The sequence below is a fragment of the Haladaptatus sp. AB618 genome, assembly GCF_024136965.1.
Taxonomy (GTDB): Archaea; Halobacteriota; Halobacteria; order Halobacteriales; family Haladaptataceae; genus Haladaptatus.
In genome coordinates, this window is the sequence record NZ_JAMYJX010000002.1 from 138,035 (window position 1) to 161,069 (window position 23,035).

Sequence of the window (23,035 nt, forward strand, 5' to 3'; positions counted from 1 at the left end):
CCGTTCGTTTCGAGGACACGCAAACACCAATATTGCCGTCGATAGGGCCTCCGACATCAATATTTCGTACGCAGTCCGCTGATAAAGGGTGGGTGAGACGTGTCAGTCTGGACTACCAACCTTTATAAACCTTAAATACGTCATTTAAGTCGCGCTATGACCGACCCAAAGGAAACCATCAACATTGAAAACGTGGTCGCCTCGACGGGCATCGGGCAGGAACTCGACCTTCAAAGTGTCGCCATGGACTTGGAGGGCGCGGATTACGACCCAGAGCAGTTCCCCGGTCTCGTTTACCGTACGCAGAACCCGAAGTCTGCCGCACTCATCTTCCGCTCCGGTAAAATCGTCTGCACCGGTGCAAAGAGCACTGCCGACGTCCACGAGAGTCTCGAAATCGTCTTCGACAAGCTCCGAGAGCTGAACATTCAGGTGAACGACGACCCCGAAATCGTCGTCCAGAACATCGTTACGAGCGCGGACCTCGGACGCAACCTCAACCTCAACGCCATCGCCATCGGTCTCGGTCTGGAGAACATCGAGTACGAACCCGAGCAGTTCCCCGGCCTCGTCTACCGTCTCGACGAACCCGAAGTCGTCGCCCTGCTGTTCGGCTCCGGCAAACTCGTCATCACCGGCGGCAAGAAGCCCGAAGATGCGGAACAGGCAGTCGATAAAATCGTCTCGCGGCTCGAAGAACTCGGTCTGCTGGAATAATCTCTTTCGGTTTTCCCTTTCCCGCCTTTCACGGAGTGACATCGTCGGACTCTCCGACGAGAAAACATTTATCCTCACTTGATTAACTTGACAGTATGTCCCTCCCCCACCGTCTGGAACAGGTCGGCATCGTCGTCGGGAGCGTTATCATGCTTCCACTTCCATTCATCGCGCTTCTCGATTTGTTCATCGTTAGTCCCCACTGGGTCGGGACTTTCCTCGTCTGCATCCCCGGTCTTGTCGTTGGCGTACTCGTCGCGCTCGATCTGCTCCCGGTCTCCTACGGACAGGTCTGGCTGTTCTCGCTCGCTAGCTCCGTAGCGATCGGTGTTCTGTGGGCTGGCCTCGAAATCAGTCTCACGCCCGCCAACAGACCGACCGCGTTGGCGACGTGGGTTATCGCTTTAGCCATCGGCGCGTTCGTCGCGTGGGCGAAGCCACACTTGCAATTCCGACGGAACGGGGCGTAGATGGGTGAATTCACCGAAGAGATGGGGAAATTCGCCGATCTCTTCTGGTATTACGTCGGTGCTGGTGCGGTGTTTACCCCACTTCTCTTCATCGAATCCGGAGGTGGATACGATAGTTCGCTGTCCGACTTGCCGTTCGCAGCGACGATTTTGATGACGTGTCTTTGTCTGTACTACCGTCCGGAAAACCCGAAACGCGCCGCGCTGTTCGGTTGGTTGACACTCATCGGAGGGGGGATTGTCGGCTCGCTTACCGGGACCGAGAGCATTCAACCACTCGCCCCCACGCTCGCCAAATGGCTCGTCGGCATGCTGTTTGCGTTCGTCGTCGTGCGATTTGAGCTCGACAGAAAACTCCGCGCGGCGATTCCTCACCGCTCGTAGCGAACGAAATCGAACGCCTCGCGCTCCTCGCGCTCGACTTCTCGCCACTCCTCCGGGTCCCACTCGGGGAAGTACGTGTCCCCCTCGTAGGATTCGTGAATCTCCGTGAGGATCATCTCGTCCGCGTGCGGGAGGAACTGTTCGTACACCGCCGCGCCGCCGGTGATGTAGGCGACGTCGTCCAGTTCCTCGATTTCCACCATCGCTTCCTCCACGCCGTGGACGAGGACGACTTCCTCCGGGAGGTCCGGGTTCGACCGGCTCAACACGACGTTCGTTCGGCCCGGGAGCGGGCCATCCATCTGTGCCGCGATGCTCTCGTAGGTCGTCCGACCCATGACGACGGGGTGGCCCATCGTCGTCTCCTTGAAGTGCCGCATATCTTCCGAATAATGCCACGGCATGCCGCCGTCGCTGCCGATGACGCCGTTTTCGGCAATCGCGGCGATGAGGACGAGACGGGTCATTCGGCCACGCCGAATTTGAGGCCGGGGTGGGCGTCGTACTCTCGGAGCGTGATGTCCTCGTAGCTCAACTCGTCGATGGAATCCGCCGCGATGTCGATCTTCGGGCGTGATTTGGGCTCTCGCGAGAGTTGAGTCAGCAGGCCCGGAACGTGGTCGAGACGGTCGGTCTCTTCCTCCGGTGCCTCGGATTCGAGCCATTCCCGAATTTCCTCGTATTCGGACTTCTCGCTCACGTCGGCGAGGCGCGATTGCAGGGCAGGGAGGTTGTCACGGTACCACTCGCCGCGTTCGCCTTCGCCGCAGTAGATGTGTGCGTCCACGATGGTGTGCGAGAATTTCCCCACCTCGAATCCCGTCTGCTGGGCGAGCACGGTCGCCAAAATGGCGTACGCGGCGACGTTGAACGGGATTCCGAGTGCAACGTCACCCGAGCGCTGGGTGAGGTGCAGGTTCAGGGTACCGTCGCCCTGAACGTTGATGACGAAGGTGTAGTGACACGGTGGGAGCGTTGAAACGGCCGCGTTCGCCGGATGCCAAGCCGAAACGACGAACCGGCGCGAGTTCGGATTCTCGTTGAGACCGTCGATGACATACTGGATCTGGTCGAAGGTTCCGTCCTCGTTCATCCAGCGGTTGCCGTCCTCGGGCCACGATTCGCCTGGTAGCCCCTCCTCGGGGACCGGGAACCGTCGCCAAAACCGACCGTAGGCCGTGTCGAGATGCCCCTCCTCGTTCGACCATTCGTTCCAAATTCCCGTCTTCTCGCGGAGGTTCCGGACGTGCTCCTCGCCGGAGAGGTACCAGAGCAGTTCGTGGAGCATCGAGTCCCACCGAAAGCCGTCCATCTCTTTGGTGGTCAACAGCGGAAAGCCGTCGCGCAGGTCCACCTCGTAGTGCTGGCTGAACGTGGAAATCGTGTCCACGCCGGTTCGATTGGGCTTGTACGTCCCGTCCCGGAGTACGTCCTCGATGAGGTCGAGGTACTGCTTCATGGGTGGGTGTTCCTGCTCAATAATATATAAAACGACCCTCTCGATGTTCTTCTCTTCGAACGATATTATTCCGACAACACGACGATGTACCGCGTCAGCGACCGATGCACGCGCCGTTCGAACTCTCCTTCGACGGTCCATCCCGCCGCCCGCGCTTCGTCCGCCCACGAGCGGTCGCCGACGATGACGGTTCGAGAGGAAACCCGCTTCGCTTCGGCGAGCGCGCCAGCCACGAGGTCGTCGAGGTCGAGATTCGCTATCTTCGACTGCCTGCCGTAGGGTGCGTCGAACACCACGCCGTCGATGGAATCGTCGGCGAACGGCAGGTGTGTCGCGTCGCCGCGAACCGTCGCGGCGTCCGCGTCCGGTGCGTAGTGGTCGAGGTTCTCCGCCGCCCCACGGGCCATCTTCCACTGTGCATCGGCACCCAACGGTCGCGCGCCGACGAGCGCGGCCTCGATGAGGGTGCCACCCGTCCCGCACATCGGATCGAGAACCGTCGTTCCCTCCTTCGCTCCGACGATGTTCACCAGCGCGCGCGCAAGGAGGGGGTGCATGCTCCCCGGTTGGAAGAACGGTCGGTCGGTCGGTTTCCGGGTACCGTAGTCGCGCACGCTCTCGACTGCGGTCCACCCGAGCACACAACTGTCGTCGGAGAACGTCGCCCGCAGTTCGTGGTCGGGGTCGTCCAAGTCCACCGCGAATCCGCGGTCCACGAGTATCTGCCCCAATTCGCGCTCGACCTCCTGTGTGCTGATATCCTCCGTGTCACGGACCGTCCGCGCACGCACCGCGACAGTCCCCTCGCGGTCGATGGGTGCGGCCGAAAGCAACGCCTGCGCGCTCTCCACGTCGGCGTCCGTCGTCCCCACCAGTTCGTTCGCCCGATGGGTGTACGCGAGGTTTCGAACGCGCTCGGTGATCGTCGCCGCCCGCGCGAGTCCGGGCGCGACGAGTTCCACTCCGGTCGCCGCGCTCGCCGCTTCACACGCCGCGAATTCGTCGTCTTGTCCGCCGAGTTCCAGTACGTACACGATTGCGATTTCCTCCGGAGTCGTCCGGTTTCGTTCGAGGGGAACAGTGCTGTGCTCTTGGGAATTCCGAATCACGACGGGGACGAGAAGGTTCGCACTCGTGATCCCGAGCCAGTTCGGGTACAGTGACGACCACGTCTGATTCGATTACCGAGACCACAATCCGCACTTTCGAAGTCTCTCTCACAATCGTTCAAACTCCACATCGCGTCGCCACTCCCGATTGCACCCTTCGAAAAAATAACCGCGAAAACCGAACCGCGAACGCGAAAACCGACTTGCGGTGCGGATTACTCCTCTTCTTCCTCACCGAGGAGTCGCTCGACCATCGTTTCGGGGTCGAACTGCTCGATGTCGTCGTAGCCCTGTCCGGTTCCGAGGAACAGGATGGGCTTGCCCGTGACGTGGGAGATCGAGATCGCCGCGCCGCCCTTCGAGTCGGCGTCGGCTTTCGTCAGGATCGAGCCGTCGACCTCGGCGGCGTCGTCGAACTCCTTCGCGCGCTGGACCGCGTCCTGCCCGGCCACGGCCTCGTCCACGAAGAGGGTCATGTCGGGGTCCACGACGCGTCCGATCTTCGCCAACTGGTCCATCAACCCTTCGCTGGTGTGCAGGCGACCCGCGGTGTCGCCCAGCACGATGTCGATGTCGTGAGCGTCGGCGTACTCCACCGCGTCGTAGATGACGGCGGCGGGGTCGCCACCCTGCTCGTGCGCGATGAGTTTCTTGTCGAGTGCGTCCGCGTGCTCCTGGATCTGCTGGTTCGCACCGGCACGGTAGGTGTCACCGTTCGCCATCACCGAGGAGTAGCCGCGCTCCTCGAAGTAGCGGGCGAGTTTGGCGATGCTCGTCGTCTTCCCGACGCCGTTGACCCCGGTGAAGATGATGACGAGCGGTTTGTCGGCTTCCGCAACCCGCTGATCGAAGTCGAACTGCCCGACGCTGATGACCGACAGCAAGGAATCGCGCAGGGCTTGTTCGACGACGTCCCCCGTCTCGGCGCTGAACTTGCGCGTCGCGCCGACGAGGTCGTTCCGGATGTCTTCGAGCATCTCGCTGGCGACGCTCATCTCCACGTCGCTTTCGAGGAGCGCCATTTCCAGCTCCCAGAGCGGGTCCTCGACGTCCTGCTCCTCGATGATGATCTCACCGCGCGCGAACGACTTCGCCTTCTGGGCGAACCCGCCGCGGCCGTTGTCCGAACTCGATTCGGAGTCCGTCTCCGATTCCGCGCCGTCCTCGTCGGACGTCGCTGGCTCCGGTTCAGGCTCGGATTCGGGTTCCGGCTCGGATTCGATTTCCGGTTCGATTTCCGGCTCGGCTGTTTCCGCGGTTTCGGTTTCCGCTTCCGTTTCGACGGGTTCCGATTCGGCCGTTTCTTCGGCTGCCGCGGCATCTGCAGTCTCTGCGTCCGCCGCCTCAGCTTCTTCGGCCTTCTCCTCTGTCGTCTCTTCGACGTCCTTACGGAACCCGCTCAACTTATCCTTCAGACTGTCGAACATCGGCGGTTACTCGTCCTCGTCGTCCTGCTGTTGCTGCATCTGCTGCATCTGCTGTTGCATCTGCTGTTGTTGCATCTGCTGTGCTTTCTGCTCTAGCTGGTCGCTCTCGGCTTCGACTTCACCGATCTCCTCCTGCAGGTCCGCGATCTGCTCGTCGAGGAGGTCTTTCCGGCTCTTCAGGGACGCCACTGCGCCCTCCTGGTCTCGCTCCGCGGCGTAGCCGCCACCGAGTTCGACGATGACCTCGTCGATGTCCTCGACGCTCGCGCGGAGGTACGCGCCGCCGCCGAGCGGGACTTGGACGACCGAGTCGGTGTCGAGCGTTTCGACGGCTTCGATAGCCTCGTCGACCTCGCCCTTCTCGTCGCGCAGGTCCTCGACTTCTCCGTTCAGCTCCTCCTTCTCGGCTTCCAGCTGTTGGAGCTGCTGTTGCATCTGCTGCATCTCTTGATTGCCGCCGCCCATCATTGTGCTCCACTCTCCGTTCCGCGAGTAATCGTGCTCATGTCACCACGTGCGGGAGCGAGCGGGAAGAATGTTGCTAACTAGGTTGCAAAACACGATGGGCCGAAAATCAGTCGATATAGCCCAGCGCGTCCTCGATACGGCCGAGTTCCGGTCCGGTCGTCTCCTCTCCGACGACGTAGCCGTGGGCATTGGCGAGAAGCCCGGACCCGACGAGCGGCCCACCGTAGTTGATGGTGCCGATGTCCGCCGGGACGCCGAGCACGTCCTCGATGGTATCGAGTTCGTCGTCGGTCGCTTTCGGGTGACAGAGGACGCCTCGATTCGTGGCGACGCCTGCCGTTCCGACCGTTTGAACGCCCGCAATCGTCCCTCGTTCGACGGGAACGTCCAACCCGTCGGAGACGGCTTGAACTGCTTCCCGCGAGAGGTCCGGGTGGACGTATGCGCCCGTGTCGTTCACGAGCACGACGTTTCCGGCGGCGTTGATACGCCCCGGGAACTTCGTGAGTGGAACGTCGACCACTGCTTCGATTCGTTCGCGCTCGTGGTCAGTGAGACGGTTGCTGACGAGCAGCCCGTTCTCGTTGCCTGCGACCAGCGCGCCGACGGTGGACGACCCACCGAGCGTCGTGCCGATGGCATCGACTTCCAACTCCGTTTCGAGGGAGTCGACGAGGTCATCGTCCAAATCCGGTCGGACGAGGAGATACTCGTCAGTCACACGAGCGAAGACGCCAACGTACGCCGAGCCGTTGAACGCGGTACGAAGCACCGCTCTACTCTTCGTATTCCGCCTCAACGACGGATTCGCCCTCTTCCTCGAAGCGGGCAGCGTGAACTCGAAGCTTTCGTGGCGGGTTCTTCTGACCGCGCGCCCAGATCGCCTCGTTGATGGAGGGGTCGAGGCGAACCTCGTCCTCGTCCACCTTGAAGTGCTGGGCGAGATGCCCGCGCACCAGTTTCATCGCTTTGTTCGCTCGTTTGTGCTTTGCCTCTGCCGTCACGTCTCGGAGCGGAACCGTCACGACTCGCTCCTCGAAATCACTTGCGCTCATTATTCGTCAGTGTCGCTACGCCGCCAGCTGCGGCGCTTCGGGTTTCGCATTACGTCTCGGTCCGTCTTCATGATGACCCACGCCGGGATGCGGCTGTTCTGCCGTTCCAGCTTGGACAGGCGTTTCTTCTTGGCCTTCGATTTCTTGCCCATAGTGGTTGCCACTTTTCCGCCGTCGCATAAAATCTTGTTCCTTTCAAACGGCTTCACAGGGTGAACGCCGCGACGGTCGAATACTCCGGCCCGTCCGACGTCAACTCGCTCTCGGTCAGTCGAATCTCCCTGACTTCCATTCTCCCCACAGTCGGGTCGAGTTCCCGCACGTTCCGCTGGACGAGTTCCTTGCCGCCCGCGTGTTGCATTCTTGCGATGGTGACGTGCGGAACGAACTCGTTGTCGTCGGGCGAAAACCCGAGGTCGTAGAGACGGGATTCGACGGCGTCGTGGACGAGACTCGTCTCCTCTCCCCCGTCGTCGAGGCCGAGCCAGACGACGGAGATGTAGTCGAGACTGGGAAAGACTCCCAAGCCGCTAATCTCCGCGTCGAAGGGGCCGAAGTCGATGTCATCCTCGACGGCGGTTTCGAGCGCGTCCTCGATGGCAGGGACGCGGTCCTCGTCCACGTCGCCGAGAAACGAGAGCGTCAGGTGTGCTTGCGTGGGGTCGGTGAAGGTGAGACCCCCGGCGTCTCGGAACTGCTCTTGCACGCCCTCGACACCCTCCCAGAGGTCGTCCGGCAGGTCGATGCTCACGAACAGTCGCATACGAAACCCTTCGTTCCCCGTCGGCTTGAAGATTGACGCCCCCCGATACGTTCCGACGACATCGACTCCAAACCAAATAGAAAAAGGGTTTAAACCGCCGGAAAGCCAAACACTCCCTAACGATGGTGCTCGATAATCTCGGCAGTTCTCTTCGCGGCTCACTCGACAAACTGAGTGGGAAGTCACGCGTCAGCGAGGACGACGTCGAGGAAATCGTCAAGGAAATTCAGCGTTCCCTCCTGCAGGCTGACGTCGACGTCAGCCTCGTGATGGACCTCTCGTCGTCCATCAAGGACCGCGCTGTGAACGAAGAACCGCCGGGCGGGACGACGGCCCGTGACCATGTCCTCAGTATCGTCTACGAGGAACTCGTCGGCCTCGTCGGCGAGAGTACGGAAATCCCGCTCGAAAACCAGACCATTCTCCTCGCCGGTTTGCAGGGGTCGGGGAAGACGACCACCTCCGCCAAGATGGCGTGGTGGTTCTCGAAGAAGGGACTTCGCCCCGCGGTCATCCAAACCGACACCTTCCGGCCCGGTGCGTACGACCAGGCGAAGGAGATGTGTTCCCGCGCCGAGGTCGATTTCTACGGCGACCCGGACAACGAGGACCCCGTAGATATCGCGCGGAAGGGACTGGAGGAGACGGCGGACGCCGACATCCACATCGTGGACACGGCCGGTCGCCACGCGCTCGAAGACGACCTCATCGCCGAAATCGAGGAGATCGAGTCGGTCGCCGACCCCGACCGAAACCTGCTCGTGCTCGACGCCGCAATCGGGCAGGGCGCGAAGGACCAAGCCCAACAGTTCGACGAATCCATCGGCATCGACGGCGTCGTCATCACGAAACTCGACGGTACTGCGAAAGGTGGTGGCGCGTTGACGGCAGTCAACGAGACTGATTCGTCCATCGCCTTCCTTGGGTCCGGTGAGACGGTCCAGGACGTCGAGCGGTTCGAGCCGAACGGCTTCATCTCCCGCCTGCTCGGCATGGGCGACCTGAAACAGCTCACCGAGCGCGTCCAGCGGGCGATGACGGAGACCGAAGAGGAGGAGGACTGGGACCCCGAAGACATGATGAAGGGGCAGTTCACCCTCAACGACATGCGCCATCAGATGAACGCGATGAACAAGATGGGGCCGCTCGAACAGGTCATGGACATGATCCCCGGCTTCGGCGGTGGGATCATGGACGAACTGCCGGACGACGCGATGGACGTGACGAAGGACCGGATGCGGAGTTTCGAGGTCATCATGGACTCGATGACCGACAAGGAACTCGAAAACCCGCGGTCCATCGGCGCGAGTCAGATTCGACGCATCGCTCGCGGGAGCGGACAGGACGAGGAACGCATCCGCGAACTGCTCCAACAGCACAAGATGATGGCCCAGACCCTGAAACAGTTCCAGGGCATGGGACAGGGCGGCGACATGGAGCGCATGATGAAGAAGATGCAGGGCGGCGGCGGTGGCGGTGGTGGCGGTATGGGCGGCATGGGTCCGTTCGGGTGAATGGTCTCCGCGATCCGGATACGATTTTGTCGCGAGCACGATCGCGATGAACGGCCGCTTTTAGCTTCCTGTGTACAGCAAACATCGAGCGCAAGTGAAACCGCGACACACCGCTTTTTTGTTCCGTGCCCGCTTTCGGGACAATAGATGACCGTCCGGGAAGTCGCCGTCGAGGCGTACCGCGAGGCTCTCCCCGCGCTCGCAGCGAGCATGGTGGGTGGGCTGTTCGCCGGTATCGTCCTCGGGGGAATGCGCGCCGAACTCCGTCAGGTGGCCGGGTTGTTGGTTCTCGTTCCCGCCCTCCTCGCTACCCGTGGGAACGTCTACGGGTCGCTCGGCGCGCGTCTCGCGTCCGGACTACACCAAGGGCTGGTCGAACCGTCGTTCGTTCCCGACGACGAACGGGTCTGGGCGGCGATCGTCGCCTCGCTGGCGAATGGCATCCTCGCCAGCCTGTTCGCGTCCGTGGTCGCGTTCTTCATCCTGAAAGCACTCTCGCAGGACGTCGCATCATTACCGACCCTGGTCGCGATCGCGCTCATCGCCGGATTGCTGTCCGGTATCGCACTGACGGTCGCCGTCGTCATCGTCGTGTTCGCGGGGTATCGTCGCGGGAAGAACCCGGATACGCTCGTCGGTCCGCTCGTGACGACGACCGGCGACGTGTTCGGCATCTCGTTTCTCCTGCTCGCGGTCAAAATCGTCCTCGCACTCGGGGGTGGGTAGATGCCGACGCGCTGGACGGTTCGATCCATTATGCGAGCGATGCTGCCGGTGTTGCTCGTTCTCACGGTCGTCGAACTCGGGAGCGGACTCGTCCTCGGGTCGTTCCAGCAGACGCTCCTCCAGTATCCCACGCTGCTCGCGCTGGTGCCGGTAACGATCGGCACCGCGGGCAACCTCGGTAGCATCCTCGCCGCTCGCCTCTCGACGGCGTTCCACCTCGGGACGCTCTCATTCGGTCGGGAGGACGAAGTGCTCGCGGGGAACGCCGTCGCCACGGTCGCTCTCGCGATCACGATTTTCCCTGTCGTCGGCTTCGGCGCGTGGATGTTGACGTGGTTCATCGACGGAACGGAACTCGGGTTGGGAACGGTCGTCCTCGTCTCGCTAACCAGCGGTATCGTCCTCGCGTTCGTCGCGGTGCTCGTCACGCTCGTCGCCACGTACGTCGCCTATCGGTTCGAACTCGACCCGGACGACGTGGTGATTCCGGTCGTCACGAACGCCTGTGACGTGCTCGGCGTGATCGTGTTGTTCGCCGTGGTGGAACTGCTGGTGTGAAAAATCGTTCCGCTATCGGTCCCGGTCGCTATTCGTCGCTGTCTATCGGTTTTCCGTCCTTCGTCGGCGGGGCAATGTAGTCCACGAACGATTCCACGTCCGGGTCGTGGACGTCCATCCGAACGTGAATCTCGCCGAGTTCGTCGGGGTTGCCGACGGCGAAGTTGACGACGCCCTGGAACGCCGCTTGCTTTTTCAGATCGAACGAAAGGGTGTCCCCGTCCTGCCCGGAGAAGAACTCCCCACGTGCCGTGTCGAGGATTTCCTGCCGGTGGAGCAGTTCGGAGAAGTGTTCGACGCTGTGGGCTTCCGCGACGAGTTCGCCCTCGTCCGACGTCACCTCCGCGCCGGGAAAGACGTTCTCGATCGCGTCCTCGATTCGTGCTCCGATTTCCGTGTCGTGCACGGGGGCCGTGATTCGAATATCGACGCTGTAAATCATGGTTTGTCGGTCGCCTCCACGTTTTCCAGTCCCGCCACTCCGTCCTCGAACAGCGCTCGGATCCGACGGCGGAACGCGTCGAGCGAGCGCGTGTTGTCGATAACGGCGTCGGACCGCGCCATCGCACGGTCGAGACCGAACCCGAGTTCCCGGTCGTCGCGTTCCCGAAGCCGTTCTTCGTCGGCGTCGGAGTGGTCACGTCCACGCTCCCCCAAGCGGTCGGCCCGAACCTCGAACGGCGCTTCGATGCTCACCAGTACGAAGTCGTCGCCGAACGCTTCCTCGAACCGTTCGACCTCCACGCCGGAGCGGATGCCGTCCACGAGGACGGTGTCCGCGCCCGTTAGCGCGTCGTCTATCTGCGGCAGTGACGCCTGCGCGATGGCGTCCGGGCCGTTCTCCTCGCGGAGCGCTTTGGCGATTTCGCCGTGGTGTTTCGCCGGGTCGAGACCCCGGTCACGGCAGGCGGCGCGGATGACGTCGCCCATCGTGACGACGGGAATCCCCATCTCCTCGGCAACGGTGGCGGCTTCGCCTTTGCCGCTCCCCGGAAGGCCGACGGTTCCGATTACTCGCATCGTCTTGGTTTTGTCGTGAACCGTGCTTAAGGGCTGTGTTTGCGGGACAGAATCCCAATCCCTTATGAAGGCTGACGAATAACGAGATATCGAGGGCACGTAGCTCAGTCTGGATAGAGCGTCGGACTTCTAATCCGACGGCCGTGGGTTCGAATCCCATCGTGCTCGTCAACCTTTTCCTGCGCTCACTTCGTTCGCTGGCAAAACGTTGATGAAAAGCACGGCGTCACCCCCTCCGGGGGCTCCTTGGCCCGCTCGCTTCGCTCGCGGTTCTTTTTCTGGAGAATACCGCCACGCCACCAAACGTCACCGCACACAGCAACACAACCGCTTCCGCATCGCAACGACCCCTCACAACCGCTTCCGCACCGCGACCACCATCGAACTACCGCGAATCCTGTCCAGCATCAACCCGGAATGCACATCACCGAAAAAGCAGGTCACGGAGTGGAGAGGAGGCCGGGAGGGCTATGGGTCGTGACGTCGTGGCCTAGTCGAGCATGGAGTACGAAATTACGAACCAGCCAGCGTTCGCCGAACTCGTACTGACACTGGAGGCAGGGGAGGAAATACGGGCCGAGTCGGGGGCGCTGGTCAGCTACTCGGGAACGGTGGAACTCTCGCCGGGAACGGACGAGACGCCGGAGCACGCTTCCCTCGGCGAAGGGACGCCGTTTTCCACGACGTTCGCCGCGGACCAGCCCGGAACCGTCCGCCTCGCGCCGCCGTTTCCGGGCGACATCTTTCGATACGAACTACGGGACGAATCGCTGTACGTCCAGTCCTGTTCGTTTCTCGCCGCAGAATCGGGTATCGACTTCGAGGCGACGTTCAGCGGTGAGGAGGCGTTCGTGAAATGTGCCGGGGATTTCCTCCTCGAACTGTCGGGCGCGGGTCTCGCGTTCCTATCGAGCTACGGGGCAGTCTCGGTGGTGAGTCTCGACCCCGGCGAGCGATACGTCGTGGACACGGGGCACGTCGTCGCGTTCGAAGGCCCCGTCGATTTCGACGTCCACAACGTCGATGGACTTCGATCACCCGGCGACGGGAGGGGTGGTCTCCTCTCCGAATTCGAAGGTCCGGGAACGATTTGGTTACAGTCGAGGAGTCCGGTGGCGCTGCTGTCGTGGCTGCTCCCGAACATGCCGGGCGAGCACTCACAGCGATAGTTGTAACTGTCAACGACAAGAGGCGGAATTTGCGCCCCGCACGACGCTTATTTATGGGGAGGTAGAACGGGTGAGTATGCGAGAGGATTTCCTCTTACTCAACCCGGGTCCGGTACCCCTCGCTCGCGACGTTCGACAAGCGATGAGCGAACCGATGGTCTCACACCGTTCTGCGGAGTTCGAATCCGTCTACGAGGACGCCCAGAACGGCCTCGACTACGTCTTCGAGCGTTCGTCGCTCGACGGGACGCCGACGACGGAGTCCGACGGCACCAGCCTCATCTTCAACGGAACCGCGACGATGGCGATGGAAGCCGCCGTCGCCAACCTCGCAGGTGAAGACGACGAGGTGGTTTCGGTCGTGAACGGCAAGTTCGGCCGTCGCTTCAAGCGAATCGCAGACCGCTACGCGAACGTGACGCCGGTGGCGTTCGACTGGGGCCAATCCATCGACCCCGAGGCGGTCGCGGAGGCCGTCACCGACGACACGAAGGTCGTGACGATGGTCCACAACGAGACGAGCACCGGTCTGCTGAACCCCGTCGCCGAAATCGGAGAGATCGCGGCCGAACACGACGCCTACTTCGTCGTGGACGGGGTGACCTCCCTCGGCGGCGACGAGTTCCTCATCGACGAGTGGAACGTCGACGTCGCGGTCACGGACGCCCAAAAGGCCCTCGCGGCCCCGCCGGGAACGAGCGCGATGTACGCCACGCCCCGCGCACAGGAGGCGTTCGACGGCGAGAGCGCACCCTTCTACGAGGATTTGGAGTGGCACCTTCGAAAGGCCGACTCCCATCAGACGCCGTTCACGAGCGCGGTTCCGCTGTTCCGCGGCCTCGCGCTCGCCGTCGGCCACATCGAGGACGAGGGAATGCCCGAGCGCATCGCCCGCCACCGCCGTCAGTCCAGCGCGTTCCGTGCGGCGTTCACGACGATGGGTCTCTCGATGTTCCCCGAGCGAAACGACGCCTCGGAGTACTCGAACACCCTCACTGCCATCTCGCTCCCGGCTTCCGTCCGGGAGAACCCGACCGACTTCTTCGACGCCGTCACCGAACGCGGCGCGAGCATCAGCGGCGGTCAGGCACACCTCGGCGGCGAAATCTTCCGCGTGAGCAACATGGGCAACCTCTCCGACGAGCAGATCCTCCGCGGCGTCCGCACCATCGGCGAGGCGTTCCTCGAAGTCGGCGCGGACGTGGACGTCGAAGCCGGGATGGCCGCCGCCCGCGAACAACTCCGCTAGCGAATCGTACTCGATCTGTTTTCCGTTGACTCGTTCGTCTTCGTTGAGAGTGAAACTCCCGAGTCGTGGATGTTGCAACGCCAAAATCGAGGTACTCCCGTAGCGAACGAGAAGAGGAGTTGAAACGTCAAAAACCGCTATCCGTCGTTCACGACCGAAGCCGCGATTCGTCGCCGGTGCCCTCGGTCAGCGCGCTCGCGACGGCACCTTTCAGGACGACTTCGTCCCCGAGGGTCGTCACCTGCACGTCCGGGACGTTGTTGAGCAGGTGGTTGCCGACGCGTTCCCGGATCGGGTCCACGACGAGTTCCTCGTTGTTGAGGACGACAGCGCCGCCGAGGTAGACCACGATGGGCGCGTAGGCTTGGACGACGTTCGTCACGCCGACGGTGTTCCAGTGGGCGACTTGCTCGATGACGTGGTCGGCGAAGGCGTCGAGGCCGGCGTACTCGAACACGTCCTTTGCCGAGAAGTCGGGGTCGTCGAGCGGGAGGGACGTCGCCACGCTCTCGTCTTCCTTCGCCAACATGCGGGCGTACTCGGGGATGTTGTTACCCGAGCAGTAGGCTTCCCAGTGGCCGTCCTTGCCACAGCCACAGGTTCGTCCGCCGTGTGGATCGACCAGCATGTGTCCTACTTCGCCCGCGTTGCCGTCCCATCCGGTGAGGACGTTTCCATCGACGCTGACTCCGGCACCGATACCGCTCGAAATCGTGATGTAGACCATGTCGTCGGGGTTGCGGTCGCTGTAGAATCGTTGCCCGATAGCGCCCGCATTGGTGTCGTTGTGGAGGTATATCCGGTCGCTCCCGATGAGCTTGCTCACCGGACCGGTCAGCGGAATCCGACCGATGGTGTCCGGCAGGTTTGCCGGGCCATCGACCGCTCCCTCCGCGAGATCGAGCGGACCGATACTGCCGATCCCCGCCGCCTGGATCTCTCTCGGGTCGACGTCTGCGTTCGTACACGCACCTCGAATACTTTCGAGCACTGCCTCGGTAACCGCAATGCCGTTCGGTCCTCGTGGCGTGCCACGGTCGTACGTGCCGATGACGTTACCGTCCCCGTCGGCAACCGCCGCCCTGACGTTGGTCGCCCCGAGGTCTACACCCGCGTAGTAGGCCATTCAGGTGAACTAACGTCGTCCGTCCCACTTAACTACAGGCATTTACTCGTGGACGAGTTCTCCCGACTCGACAGGTCCGGTTGTCAATTCTGACGGGTCGGGTTGTCGAAGTTAACTGGTTCGGCGTCGTGTATCGATGCATGACCGAGGACTTTCCCGACGACCTCTCGGACGACCTTGCCGACCTCGACGACGAAACCGAGTCCGCGCTGCACCAACTCGAACTCGGTATCGAGGGACTCCGTAAAGCACACGGTTACCTCGTCCAGTTTCACCACGTCACCGGCCACGCGATGGAGCACTTCAGCGAAGCCGAGAACGACCTCCGTGACGCTGGCCACGACGACATCGCCGATCACATCCGCGACGAAATCCTTCCGTGTGGCGTTCTCGGAGGCGACCGCTGGACCTACGAACTGGTCGAATCCTTCGAGACGGGATTCCTCCACGATATCGAATCGTTCGAACGTGTCACCCGCGAGGAGATTGCGGGGGGAGAACGCCACGTCCGCGAGCGACGGATGCAACGGGAGTGGCAGGAACGCGCGGAGGAATAGCTGACGGCGGTCGCGGAGATGCTAATCGAACGCTCACCGATACTTGGATCGGGTGCGGTCAGGTGATCCGTTCAAAAGAGGCGAAAATTCTCGGGGCGCTCAGTCCTCGCGCACGAACGTCACGGGACAGGGAGCCGAGAGCATGACTTCCTGTGCGGTGCTGCCGAAGACGGCCTTCCCGGTCGGCGAGCGTTTGCGGCCGCCGACGAAGATGCTGTCGGCGTTCACGTCCTCGGCGAGTTCGACGATGGTTTCGCCGTGGTGGCCGATGGACCCACGAACCGAGTAACCGATGTCTTCAGCGTCGAGCGCGTCCGAGAGCGATCGAATCGTCGCGTGTCGCGCCGCCACTTCGTCGGAGTTCGGTTTCCCGGCCGGGTCGTAGTCGAGTTGCTCGACCACGTCCTCGAACTCGTCGTCGGTGAATACGTGCGCGAGCACGACTGTCGCACCTGTCGGTCCCGCCACATCGATGACGGCGTCAGCGAGTTTTCCCGTACGGTCCGCGTCGCCCGGTCCTACGGCGAGAAGAATCGTCTCAATTCCCATGGTATCAGGTCTCCATGCAGAATATTAAAGATAGGGGGGTTCACTCATAATTGGAGAAGGTCATGCCTCGGACGGAATCCCGACCTCGTCGGCATCAAACTAATTGGGATTGCACCGCGAAGGTCGCCCATGATCACACCCAACCTCGATGGACGGGTCGCACTGGTGACCGGTAGTTCGAAGGGCGTCGGCCGGGAACTCCTCCTTTCACTCGCCGACTGCGGGGCCGACGTGGCCGTTCACTACCACTCCAGCAAGGACGTCGCCGAGGACGTCGCCGACACCGCCCGTACGCACGACGTCGAAGCAATAACCGTCAACGGCGACGTCACCGACCCGAACGAAGTAGACGACCTCTTCGGGACCGTCGAAGCCGAACTCGGGGGCGTCGACGTGCTGGTGAACAACGTCGGCCCGTTCGCGCCCGACCATTGGGAGGACATCTCTTTCGACCGCTGGAACGCCGTGCTGAACGGCAACATCAACGGCACCTACCTCTGTTCGAAGCGGGCGCTTCCGGAGATGCGAGCGTCGGGGTTCGGTCGCATCGTCAACATCGGCTACGCGAGCGCCGAGAAGGGACTCATCAGCCCCAAAAACGCCCCGTACTTCATGGCAAAGGCGAGCGTCCTGATGTTCACCCGAATGCTCGCGGCGGACACGCAGGATGACGGCGTGACGGTCAACGCGATTTCTCCTTACGTGGTCGAGAACTCCGACGTGTTCCCGGACGATTTACCCCGTGACCGCCCCGCCGAATTCGAGGACATGGCACAGGCACTGCGGTTCTTCGTCGACGACGACAGCGACTACCTGAGTGGCGTGAACGTCGAAGTGGACGGCGGTTGGTTGCCGGAGAAAGTCTGACTCCGATTTCGGACTCAGTTCCCTTCCAACGCGTCGATGGCGATTGCGGCCGCCACGAGTGCGGTCTTGGATACCGCGTTCGACTCCTCGACGCTGATATCGTACACGTCGCGGAGCGAAAACCGTCCCTCGATTTCTCCGATGGAGTTCCCGTCCGGTCCCGAGATGGTATATCTGTGCGGTAGGAACGAGAACAGCGTCGAGAACGACCGGAGCGCCTCGATTATCGCGCTTCTGGATTCGACTTCCGCGACTTCCGCCCCGTCGGGTGTCTTTATCGTCCAGTGATGATGGAAAATAGTGAAGTCCTTCGAGAGGACGATAACCGGTTCGTCAGTTCGTTCGTCCACGAGGACGTAATCCCCGGCGACGTCGAGGACGTTCTTCGCCTTCACGCGGAACACCGTGTTTCCGTCCGCATCGAAGAACGGGAACTCCTCTTTCATCTTGAACAGCTTCTGTTTCGATTTCAGGACGAGATTCCCGCCCTCGTCGTAGACCTTGTACTTGTTCCGAAAGTAGCTCTGCTTGACGGTGTACTCGTCATCGTCGAGGGTCACGCCGCCGATGTCGTGTCGCTGCGTTGGGGGTTCCATTGACCGCCATTTCTCACGTCCTCATATTTAAACTTGAGGCCGGAAGGTCGGGAAGGGAGCCGAACGGAATCACTCGCCGCCGTCGGTCTGTGCATCCGCCCCTTCGGCCTCCGCTCCGTCACCAATGTCCTCGATTTCCGACCGGCGCTGGATCGCTCGTTCGATGAACTCCCGTGGGAGGTCTTCGATCTCTCCGGCCTGCACGTGCCAGAGGTTCGCGTAGAGTCCGCCGAGCGCCAGCAGGTCGTCGTGGGTGCCGCGCTCGACGACCGTCCCTTCGTCCAAGACGACGATTTCCTCGGCGTCCTTCACCGTCGAGAGGCGGTGGGCGATGGCGAACGTCGTCTTCTCGGCCATCAGCGAGGCGAGACTGCGCTGGATGAGCGCCTCCGTCTCGGTATCGACGTGACTCGTCGCCTCGTCCAACACGAGGATGGCGGGGTCCTTGAGGATCGTCCGCGCGATGGACAACCGCTGGCGTTGCCCGCCGGAGAGTTTCACGCCGCGCTCGCCGACCATCGTGTCGTAGCCGTCGGGCAGGTTGCTGATGAACTCGTGTGCTTCGGCGGCCTTCGCGGCTTCCTCGATTTCCTCGTCGCTCGCCTCGAACGAACCATACGAGATGTTCTCCCTGACGGTGCCGTAGAACAGGAACGGCTCCTGACTGACGTAGCCGATGGCCCGCCGCAGACTGCGGAGGTTCACGTCGCGGATGTCGGTTCCGTCGATGCGGATCGCGCCATCGTCCACGTCGTACATCCGCAAGAGGAGTTTGAGGACGGTCGACTTTCCGGCTCCCGTGGGGCCGACGAGGGCGAGCATGTGCCCCCGCTCGGCGCGCAGGTCGATTCCCTCCACGACTTCCTCGTCGCCGTAGCCGAAACTCACGTCGTCGTACTCGACGGTGCCGTCGGTCACGGTCAAATCGGGAGCGTCGGACGTTTCGTCCAACGTCCCGCGTTCGTTCATCAGACTGTACACGCGGTCGCTCGACGCTTCGGCCCGCTGGTAGATGTTGATGATTTGCCCGAACTGCGCCATCGGCCAGATGAACTGCTGGCTCAGGATGACGAAGGTGACGAACACGCCCGGTTCGAGCGCGCCGGTGAGCGGTCCCGGCGCGCCGGAGAGGAGCCAGAACCCGCCGATGCCGAACGTGACGGCGTAGCCGATGCCGGTCAGCAGGCTCAGGCCGGGAAAGAACGTGATGCGGGTCGTGATTGCGTCCCAGTTCGTGTCGTAGTACTCCTGTGACGCCTCCTCGATGCGCCCGGACTCGTACCCCTCGGCCGTCTCGGATTTGATGACGCGGATGCCGCCGAGGTTGTTTTCCAGTCGGGAGTTGAGCGCACCGACGCTGGCCCGCATCGCGGCGTACTTCGGCTGGATGGTCCGCACGAACAGGTACGTGAAGGCCGCAAGCAGCGGCACCGGCAGGAGCGCCACGACCGCCAGCGACGGGTTCAGCGTGAACAGAATGCCGCCGATGCCGACGATCATGACGCCGATGCGGAGCGCCGAACTCAGCCCGTCGTTCAGAAACGTCTCCAGTTGGTTCACGTCGTTGTTCAGGATGGACATCAGTTCGCCCGTCTGCTTGCCGTCGAAGAACGTCATGTCCAGCAACTGCATCCGATCGTAGGTGTCCACGCGAAGCTCGTGTTGGACGCCCTGCGCGAACGCGTTCCAGCCCCAGCCTTCCACCCACGAGAATACCGCCCCCACCAGAAACGACGCGAGAACGATACCGATGGAGAGCCAAAGCTGTTCGGTCGGCGTGGTCGGGAGCCACCCCGAGGGAATCGGCCCGAGACGGAACGCCTGTTTGTTCAGGAATATCGCGTCGATGGCGATGCCGAGAACGACCGGCGGTAGGAGGCCCGAGAGTCGTCCGAGCACCGTCCCGACGAATCCCGCGACGAACTGCGGGAAGTAGCCGCGGCCGTACTCCGCGAAGAGTCGCCACATCGTGTGTCGCTCCTCGTCCTCGTCGAATCGTTCGGTGTCGTTAGTCGTGCTGAATGAAATCACCTGTTCCGAACAGAGTAGGCGCTCAGCGGCTTTGTGTGTTTAGATGGTGGAAGTGAGTGTCGTGGTGGAGTGTGCGAGTGATGGCTTTTGATTCCACTTTCACTTTCACTCCGCTTTAATCTGCAACCGACAGGCATACCCTCATTCGGTCGCTGTCTGAGTCTAGATGAGCAAGGACTACATCGAAGTGCGGGGGGCCGAGGAGCACAACCTCAAAGACCTCGACGTGAAGATTCCGCGCGAGGAGTTCAACGTCGTCACCGGCCTGTCCGGGTCGGGGAAGTCCTCGCTCGCCTTCGAGACGGTGTACGCTGAGGGACAGCGACGCTACATCGAGAGCCTGTCGGCTTACGCCCGGAACTTCCTCGGGCAGATGGACAAGCCGCAGGTCGAGAACGTCGAAGGCCTGTCACCCGCTATCTCCATCGACCAGAAAAACGCGGCGAACAACCCGCGTTCGACGGTCGGAACCGTGACCGAACTACACGACTACCTGCGACTGCTCTATGCGCGCGTCGGCACGCCACACTGTCCGCAGTGTGGCCGCGAAGTCGGCGAGCAGAGCGCCCAGAACATGGTCCGCCGGGTGCTCGATTTGCCCGAGGGTACCAAGGCGAAGATTGCCGCGCCGGTCGTCCGCGACCAGAAGGGTGCGTTCGCCGACCTGTTCGACGAACTCGTCTCGGACGGCTACTCCCGTGTGGAAGTGGACGGCGAGGAGTTCGACCTGACCCTCGACCGCCCGGAACTCGACAAGAACTACGACCACACCATCGACGTGATCGTCGATAGGGTCAAGGTCAGCCCGGAGGCGCGAAGCCGCATCACCGACAGCGTGGAGACCGCGCTGGAGGAGGCCGAGGGCGTCATGAAACTCATCGTTCCGGACCCGCCCCAGGACGTGAACCTCGGCTCTGAATCCCGTTCGACGGGCGACTTGGCCGGGGACGGCGACGAGCGACTCGTCGTGGAGTTCTCCGAGGAACTCGCCTGCACGCACTGTGGCATCGACTTCCGCGAAATCGAGACGCGGAGCTTCTCGTTCAACAGCCCGCACGGGGCGTGTCCCGAGTGTGAGGGTATCGGCGAGACGAAGGAGATAGACGAGGACCTCGTCGTAGAGGATCCGAGCAAACAGCTGAAACACGTCTTCGAGCCGTGGAGCTACCAGCGGACCTACTACCGCCGACAGCTCGATTCCGTGGCGAAACACTTCGACGTGAGTCTGACGACCCCGTTCGAGGACCTCGCCGAGGACGTCCGGCAGGGATTCCTCTACGGCACCGACGAGGACGTGCTGTTCAAGTGGAACACGAAGAACGGAATCCGACGCAAGGAGGAACCGTTCGAGGGCGTCATCCCGAACCTCGAACGACGGTACATCGAGACCGACAGCGACCGGGCGCGGAACCACATCGAGGAGTACATGGCCGTGACGGAGTGTCCGGCCTGTGACGGCACGCGACTGCGCCCCGAGAGCAGGTCGGTGTACGTCGATGGCACGTCGATCTCGGAAGTCAACGGGATGTCCATCGGGGACGCGTTGGAACACTTCGAGAACCTCGAAGCCAACCTCACGGAACGACAGAACCGCATCGCCGAGGAGATTCTCAAGGAGATTCGCGCTCGACTCGGCTTCATGGAGGAGGTCGGCTTGCAGTATCTCACCCTCGACCGGGAGGCTTCGACGCTATCGGGCGGCGAGAGCCAACGGATTCGGCTGGCGACCCAGATCGGGTCGGGACTGGTCGGCGTGCTGTACGTGCTGGACGAACCCTCCATCGGGTTGCACCAACGCGACAACGACCGTCTGTTGAACACGCTGTGTGAACTCCGCGACCTGGGGAACACCCTCATCGTGGTCGAACACGACGAGGAGACGATGCGACGGGCGGACAACGTCATCGACATCGGACCCGGTCCAGGACGGCGCGGCGGCGAAATCGTCGTGCAGGGAGACGTGGACGAAGTGATGGCCCACGAGGACAGCATCACGGGCGACTACCTCGCTGGCCGAAAGGAGATTCCCGTCCCCGACGAACGACGCGAGAGCGAGGACAGTATCACTATTCGCGGTGCACGCCAGCACAACCTCAAGGACCTCGACGTGAACATCCCGGTCGGGAAGTTTACGGCCGTCACGGGCGTTTCCGGGTCGGGCAAATCCACGTTGATGCACGACATCCTCTACAAGGGATTGGCCCGCGAGATGAACGACAACACCTCGGTGGACCCCGGCGAGCACGATTCCATCGAGGGAATGGAGCACATCGAGAAGGTGCGACTCATCGACCAGTCGCCCATCGGTCGGACGCCGCGCTCGAACCCGGCGACGTACACGGGCGTGTTCGACTACATCCGAGAATCGTTCGCCGAGACGAAGCTCTCCAAACAGCGCGGCTACGAGAAGGGTCGCTTCTCGTTCAACGTGAAGGGCGGGCGTTGTGAGGAGTGTGGCGGGCAGGGAACCGTCAAGATCGAGATGAACTTCCTCTCGGACGTGTACGTCCCGTGCGAGGAGTGTGGCGGCGCGCGCTACAACGACGAGACACTGGACGTGACCTACCGCGGTGCGACCATCGCGGAGGTGCTCGACATGTCCGTCGAGGAGGCCCACGAGTTCTTCGAACACGACTCGCGCATTCGCCGTCGTCTGAAACTGCTGAAGGACGTCGGTCTCGATTACATGAAACTCGGCCAACCGTCCACGACGCTCTCGGGTGGGGAAGCCCAGCGCGTGAAACTCGCCGAGGAACTCGGCAAGAAGGACGCGGGCGAGACGCTGTATCTGCTGGACGAACCGACGACCGGACTCCACCACGAGGACGAGCGCAAACTGGTCTCGGTGCTTCAGCGACTGACGGACAAGGGGAACACCATCGCCGTCATCGAGCACGAACTCGACCTCGTGAAGAACGCGGACCACGTCATCGACCTCGGTCCGGAAGGTGGCGAGAAGGGTGGTCAAGTCGTCGCGACCGGTACGCCGGAGGAAATCGCGCGGACAGAGGAGTCCTACACTGGCCGGTATCTTCGGGATAAACTCCCTGCGATCGATCTCGATGGTCCACGTGCCGACAGGCCTGCACCGGCAGCGATGGACGACTGAAAATCGGCGCGTAACCGCTGTTTCTCCCTCGATAATGGCGTCCTTACCGCAGAGAATCGCACGCTTATACCTCTCAATCGTAATTAGTTTGAAAACTCCTGGCGGCTAAGCA

At 62.2% G+C, this 23,035-nt stretch carries 26 protein-coding genes and 1 tRNA gene; 12 read left to right on the forward strand and 15 right to left on the reverse strand.

Annotated elements, in window-relative coordinates; translation table 11 throughout:
* Positions 1-156: 156 nt before the first annotated feature.
* The 3 genes from NKF26_RS07475 (at position 157) to NKF26_RS07485 (ending at position 1,571) form a co-directional block, all read left to right on the forward strand.
* Entirely contained in the window at positions 157-717 is a 561-nt protein-coding gene (locus NKF26_RS07475) for a TATA-box-binding protein (protein WP_007976369.1), read from the forward strand.
* 95 nt (positions 718-812) lie between these two features.
* Complete coding sequence (locus NKF26_RS07480) at positions 813-1,187, forward strand: hypothetical protein (RefSeq protein WP_253228862.1); 375 nt, start codon at positions 813-815, stop codon at positions 1,185-1,187.
* Complete coding sequence (locus NKF26_RS07485; protein WP_253228861.1) at positions 1,188-1,571, forward strand: hypothetical protein; 384 nt, start codon at positions 1,188-1,190, stop codon at positions 1,569-1,571.
* Here NKF26_RS07485 and NKF26_RS07490 read toward each other — a convergent pair.
* From NKF26_RS07490 to thpR, 9 genes are all read right to left on the reverse strand, one after another.
* Entirely contained in the window at positions 1,559-2,038 is a 480-nt protein-coding gene (locus NKF26_RS07490) for a dihydrofolate reductase (RefSeq protein WP_253228860.1), read from the reverse strand. The genes NKF26_RS07485 and NKF26_RS07490 overlap by 13 nt on opposite strands.
* Positions 2,035-3,030 carry a thymidylate synthase gene (thyA, locus tag NKF26_RS07495; RefSeq protein ID WP_253228859.1) on the reverse strand — a complete coding sequence of 332 codons (996 nt, stop codon included), beginning with the start codon at positions 3,028-3,030 and terminating at the stop codon, positions 2,035-2,037. The genes NKF26_RS07490 and thyA overlap by 4 nt, the downstream gene beginning before the upstream one ends.
* A 65-nt stretch (positions 3,031-3,095) precedes the next feature.
* Entirely contained in the window at positions 3,096-4,064 is a 969-nt protein-coding gene (locus NKF26_RS07500) for a methyltransferase domain-containing protein (protein ID WP_253228858.1), read from the reverse strand.
* Positions 4,065-4,354: 290 nt separating this feature from the next.
* Positions 4,355-5,566, reverse strand: a complete 1,212-nt coding sequence (gene ftsY, locus NKF26_RS07505; RefSeq protein ID WP_253228857.1) for a signal recognition particle-docking protein FtsY — start codon at positions 5,564-5,566, stop codon at positions 4,355-4,357.
* Between the two features lie 6 nt (positions 5,567-5,572).
* A complete protein-coding gene (gene pfdA, locus NKF26_RS07510; RefSeq protein WP_369682132.1) occupies positions 5,573-6,031 on the reverse strand; it encodes a prefoldin subunit alpha in 459 nt (152 codons plus the stop codon).
* Positions 6,032-6,140: 109 nt separating this feature from the next.
* On the reverse strand, positions 6,141-6,806 hold the full coding sequence (locus tag NKF26_RS07515; protein WP_253228855.1) for a translation initiation factor IF-6: 666 nt from the start codon (positions 6,804-6,806) through the stop codon (positions 6,141-6,143).
* A 4-nt stretch (positions 6,807-6,810) separates the two neighbouring features.
* Positions 6,811-7,089 carry a 50S ribosomal protein L31e gene (locus NKF26_RS07520; RefSeq protein WP_066144824.1) on the reverse strand — a complete coding sequence of 93 codons (279 nt, stop codon included), beginning with the start codon at positions 7,087-7,089 and terminating at the stop codon, positions 6,811-6,813.
* Entirely contained in the window at positions 7,089-7,241 is a 153-nt protein-coding gene (locus NKF26_RS07525; RefSeq protein WP_066145272.1) for a 50S ribosomal protein L39e, read from the reverse strand. The genes NKF26_RS07520 and NKF26_RS07525 overlap by 1 nt, the downstream gene beginning before the upstream one ends.
* 53 nt (positions 7,242-7,294) lie before the next feature.
* Positions 7,295-7,852 (reverse strand): RNA 2',3'-cyclic phosphodiesterase, encoded by a 558-nt coding sequence (gene thpR / locus NKF26_RS07530; RefSeq protein WP_253228854.1) that lies wholly within the window; start codon positions 7,850-7,852, stop codon positions 7,295-7,297.
* Positions 7,853-7,974: 122 nt separating this feature from the next.
* Here thpR and NKF26_RS07535 point away from each other — a divergent pair, with 122 nt between their 5' ends.
* The 3 genes from NKF26_RS07535 to NKF26_RS07545 all read left to right on the forward strand — a co-directional run bounded on the left by NKF26_RS07535 (position 7,975) and on the right by NKF26_RS07545 (position 10,650).
* Positions 7,975-9,366 carry a signal recognition particle protein Srp54 gene (locus NKF26_RS07535; RefSeq protein WP_253228853.1) on the forward strand — a complete coding sequence of 464 codons (1,392 nt, stop codon included), beginning with the start codon at positions 7,975-7,977 and terminating at the stop codon, positions 9,364-9,366.
* Between the two features lie 147 nt (positions 9,367-9,513).
* The gene (locus tag NKF26_RS07540) at positions 9,514-10,092 is read left to right on the forward strand and encodes a magnesium transporter (protein WP_253228852.1); all 579 of its coding nucleotides are present in this window, start codon (positions 9,514-9,516) and stop codon (positions 10,090-10,092) included.
* Positions 10,093-10,650, forward strand: a complete 558-nt coding sequence (locus tag NKF26_RS07545) for a magnesium transporter (RefSeq protein WP_253228851.1) — start codon at positions 10,093-10,095, stop codon at positions 10,648-10,650. It abuts the gene before it with no gap.
* A 28-nt stretch (positions 10,651-10,678) separates the two neighbouring features.
* Here the strand turns inward: NKF26_RS07545 and NKF26_RS07550 are convergent, their stop codons facing one another.
* A complete protein-coding gene (locus NKF26_RS07550; protein WP_253228850.1) occupies positions 10,679-11,092 on the reverse strand; it encodes an RNA-binding domain-containing protein in 414 nt (137 codons plus the stop codon).
* On the reverse strand, positions 11,089-11,670 hold the full coding sequence (locus NKF26_RS07555; RefSeq protein WP_253228849.1) for an AAA family ATPase: 582 nt from the start codon (positions 11,668-11,670) through the stop codon (positions 11,089-11,091). The genes NKF26_RS07550 and NKF26_RS07555 overlap by 4 nt, the downstream gene beginning before the upstream one ends.
* Before the next feature lie 93 nt (positions 11,671-11,763).
* On the opposite strand from NKF26_RS07555, the gene NKF26_RS07560 reads away from it, so the two are divergent.
* From NKF26_RS07560 to NKF26_RS07570, 3 genes are all read left to right on the forward strand, one after another.
* Positions 11,764-11,838: transfer RNA gene (locus NKF26_RS07560), tRNA-Arg, on the forward strand.
* 332 nt (positions 11,839-12,170) lie between these two features.
* Positions 12,171-12,839, forward strand: a complete 669-nt coding sequence (locus NKF26_RS07565) for a TIGR00266 family protein (RefSeq protein ID WP_253234145.1) — start codon at positions 12,171-12,173, stop codon at positions 12,837-12,839.
* Between the two features lie 76 nt (positions 12,840-12,915).
* On the forward strand, positions 12,916-14,088 hold the full coding sequence (locus NKF26_RS07570) for an alanine--glyoxylate aminotransferase family protein (RefSeq protein WP_253228847.1): 1,173 nt from the start codon (positions 12,916-12,918) through the stop codon (positions 14,086-14,088).
* A 148-nt stretch (positions 14,089-14,236) separates the two neighbouring features.
* Here the strand turns inward: NKF26_RS07570 and NKF26_RS07575 are convergent, their stop codons facing one another.
* Positions 14,237-15,214, reverse strand: a complete 978-nt coding sequence (locus tag NKF26_RS07575) for an ROK family protein (protein WP_253228846.1) — start codon at positions 15,212-15,214, stop codon at positions 14,237-14,239.
* 140 nt (positions 15,215-15,354) lie between these two features.
* Here NKF26_RS07575 and NKF26_RS07580 point away from each other — a divergent pair, with 140 nt between their 5' ends.
* Positions 15,355-15,771, forward strand: coding sequence for a hypothetical protein (locus tag NKF26_RS07580; protein WP_253228845.1), 417 nt, complete (start codon positions 15,355-15,357; stop codon positions 15,769-15,771).
* A 99-nt stretch (positions 15,772-15,870) separates the two neighbouring features.
* Here the strand turns inward: NKF26_RS07580 and NKF26_RS07585 are convergent, their stop codons facing one another.
* On the reverse strand, positions 15,871-16,320 hold the full coding sequence (locus tag NKF26_RS07585; RefSeq protein ID WP_253228844.1) for a universal stress protein: 450 nt from the start codon (positions 16,318-16,320) through the stop codon (positions 15,871-15,873).
* Positions 16,321-16,449: 129 nt separating this feature from the next.
* On the opposite strand from NKF26_RS07585, the gene NKF26_RS07590 reads away from it, so the two are divergent.
* Positions 16,450-17,187 carry an SDR family NAD(P)-dependent oxidoreductase gene (locus tag NKF26_RS07590; RefSeq protein WP_253234146.1) on the forward strand — a complete coding sequence of 246 codons (738 nt, stop codon included), beginning with the start codon at positions 16,450-16,452 and terminating at the stop codon, positions 17,185-17,187.
* Between the two features lie 14 nt (positions 17,188-17,201).
* On the opposite strand, the gene NKF26_RS07595 is transcribed toward NKF26_RS07590, so the two are convergent.
* Both NKF26_RS07595 and NKF26_RS07600 read right to left on the reverse strand, forming a co-directional pair.
* Entirely contained in the window at positions 17,202-17,783 is a 582-nt protein-coding gene (locus tag NKF26_RS07595; RefSeq protein ID WP_253228842.1) for an LURP-one-related/scramblase family protein, read from the reverse strand.
* Positions 17,784-17,852: 69 nt separating this feature from the next.
* Entirely contained in the window at positions 17,853-19,751 is a 1,899-nt protein-coding gene (locus tag NKF26_RS07600; protein WP_253234270.1) for an ABC transporter ATP-binding protein, read from the reverse strand.
* A gap of 229 nt (positions 19,752-19,980) precedes the next feature.
* Between NKF26_RS07600 and uvrA the strand changes: the two genes are divergently transcribed.
* Complete coding sequence (gene uvrA / locus NKF26_RS07605; protein WP_253228841.1) at positions 19,981-22,923, forward strand: excinuclease ABC subunit UvrA; 2,943 nt, start codon at positions 19,981-19,983, stop codon at positions 22,921-22,923.
* Positions 22,924-23,035 lie beyond the last annotated feature (112 nt).

Coding starts and splice junctions, on each gene's coding strand:
- NKF26_RS07540 (WP_253228852.1), top strand. CDS start 9,514: ATGACCGTCCGGGAAGTCGCCGTCGAGGCGTACCGCGAGGCTCTCCCC.
- NKF26_RS07485 (WP_253228861.1), top strand. CDS start 1,188: ATGGGTGAATTCACCGAAGAGATGGGGAAATTCGCCGATCTCTTCTGG.
- NKF26_RS07600 (WP_253234270.1), bottom strand. CDS start 19,751: ATGTGGCGACTCTTCGCGGAGTACGGCCGCGGCTACTTCCCGCAGTTC.
- NKF26_RS07520 (WP_066144824.1), bottom strand. CDS start 7,089: ATGAGCGCAAGTGATTTCGAGGAGCGAGTCGTGACGGTTCCGCTCCGA.
- ftsY (WP_253228857.1), bottom strand. CDS start 5,566: ATGTTCGACAGTCTGAAGGATAAGTTGAGCGGGTTCCGTAAGGACGTC.
- NKF26_RS07580 (WP_253228845.1), top strand. CDS start 15,355: ATGACCGAGGACTTTCCCGACGACCTCTCGGACGACCTTGCCGACCTC.
- pfdA (WP_369682132.1), bottom strand. CDS start 6,031: ATGGGCGGCGGCAATCAAGAGATGCAGCAGATGCAACAGCAGCTCCAA.
- NKF26_RS07545 (WP_253228851.1), top strand. CDS start 10,093: ATGCCGACGCGCTGGACGGTTCGATCCATTATGCGAGCGATGCTGCCG.
- NKF26_RS07570 (WP_253228847.1), top strand. CDS start 12,916: ATGCGAGAGGATTTCCTCTTACTCAACCCGGGTCCGGTACCCCTCGCT.
- NKF26_RS07535 (WP_253228853.1), top strand. CDS start 7,975: ATGGTGCTCGATAATCTCGGCAGTTCTCTTCGCGGCTCACTCGACAAA.
- NKF26_RS07490 (WP_253228860.1), bottom strand. CDS start 2,038: ATGACCCGTCTCGTCCTCATCGCCGCGATTGCCGAAAACGGCGTCATC.
- NKF26_RS07480 (WP_253228862.1), top strand. CDS start 813: ATGTCCCTCCCCCACCGTCTGGAACAGGTCGGCATCGTCGTCGGGAGC.
- thpR (WP_253228854.1), bottom strand. CDS start 7,852: ATGCGACTGTTCGTGAGCATCGACCTGCCGGACGACCTCTGGGAGGGT.
- NKF26_RS07590 (WP_253234146.1), top strand. CDS start 16,450: ATGATCACACCCAACCTCGATGGACGGGTCGCACTGGTGACCGGTAGT.
- NKF26_RS07595 (WP_253228842.1), bottom strand. CDS start 17,783: ATGGAACCCCCAACGCAGCGACACGACATCGGCGGCGTGACCCTCGAC.
- NKF26_RS07525 (WP_066145272.1), bottom strand. CDS start 7,241: ATGGGCAAGAAATCGAAGGCCAAGAAGAAACGCCTGTCCAAGCTGGAA.
- uvrA (WP_253228841.1), top strand. CDS start 19,981: ATGAGCAAGGACTACATCGAAGTGCGGGGGGCCGAGGAGCACAACCTC.
- NKF26_RS07555 (WP_253228849.1), bottom strand. CDS start 11,670: ATGCGAGTAATCGGAACCGTCGGCCTTCCGGGGAGCGGCAAAGGCGAA.
- NKF26_RS07475 (WP_007976369.1), top strand. CDS start 157: ATGACCGACCCAAAGGAAACCATCAACATTGAAAACGTGGTCGCCTCG.
- NKF26_RS07575 (WP_253228846.1), bottom strand. CDS start 15,214: ATGGCCTACTACGCGGGTGTAGACCTCGGGGCGACCAACGTCAGGGCG.
- thyA (WP_253228859.1), bottom strand. CDS start 3,030: ATGAAGCAGTACCTCGACCTCATCGAGGACGTACTCCGGGACGGGACG.
- NKF26_RS07585 (WP_253228844.1), bottom strand. CDS start 16,320: ATGGGAATTGAGACGATTCTTCTCGCCGTAGGACCGGGCGACGCGGAC.
- NKF26_RS07550 (WP_253228850.1), bottom strand. CDS start 11,092: ATGATTTACAGCGTCGATATTCGAATCACGGCCCCCGTGCACGACACG.
- NKF26_RS07565 (WP_253234145.1), top strand. CDS start 12,171: ATGGAGTACGAAATTACGAACCAGCCAGCGTTCGCCGAACTCGTACTG.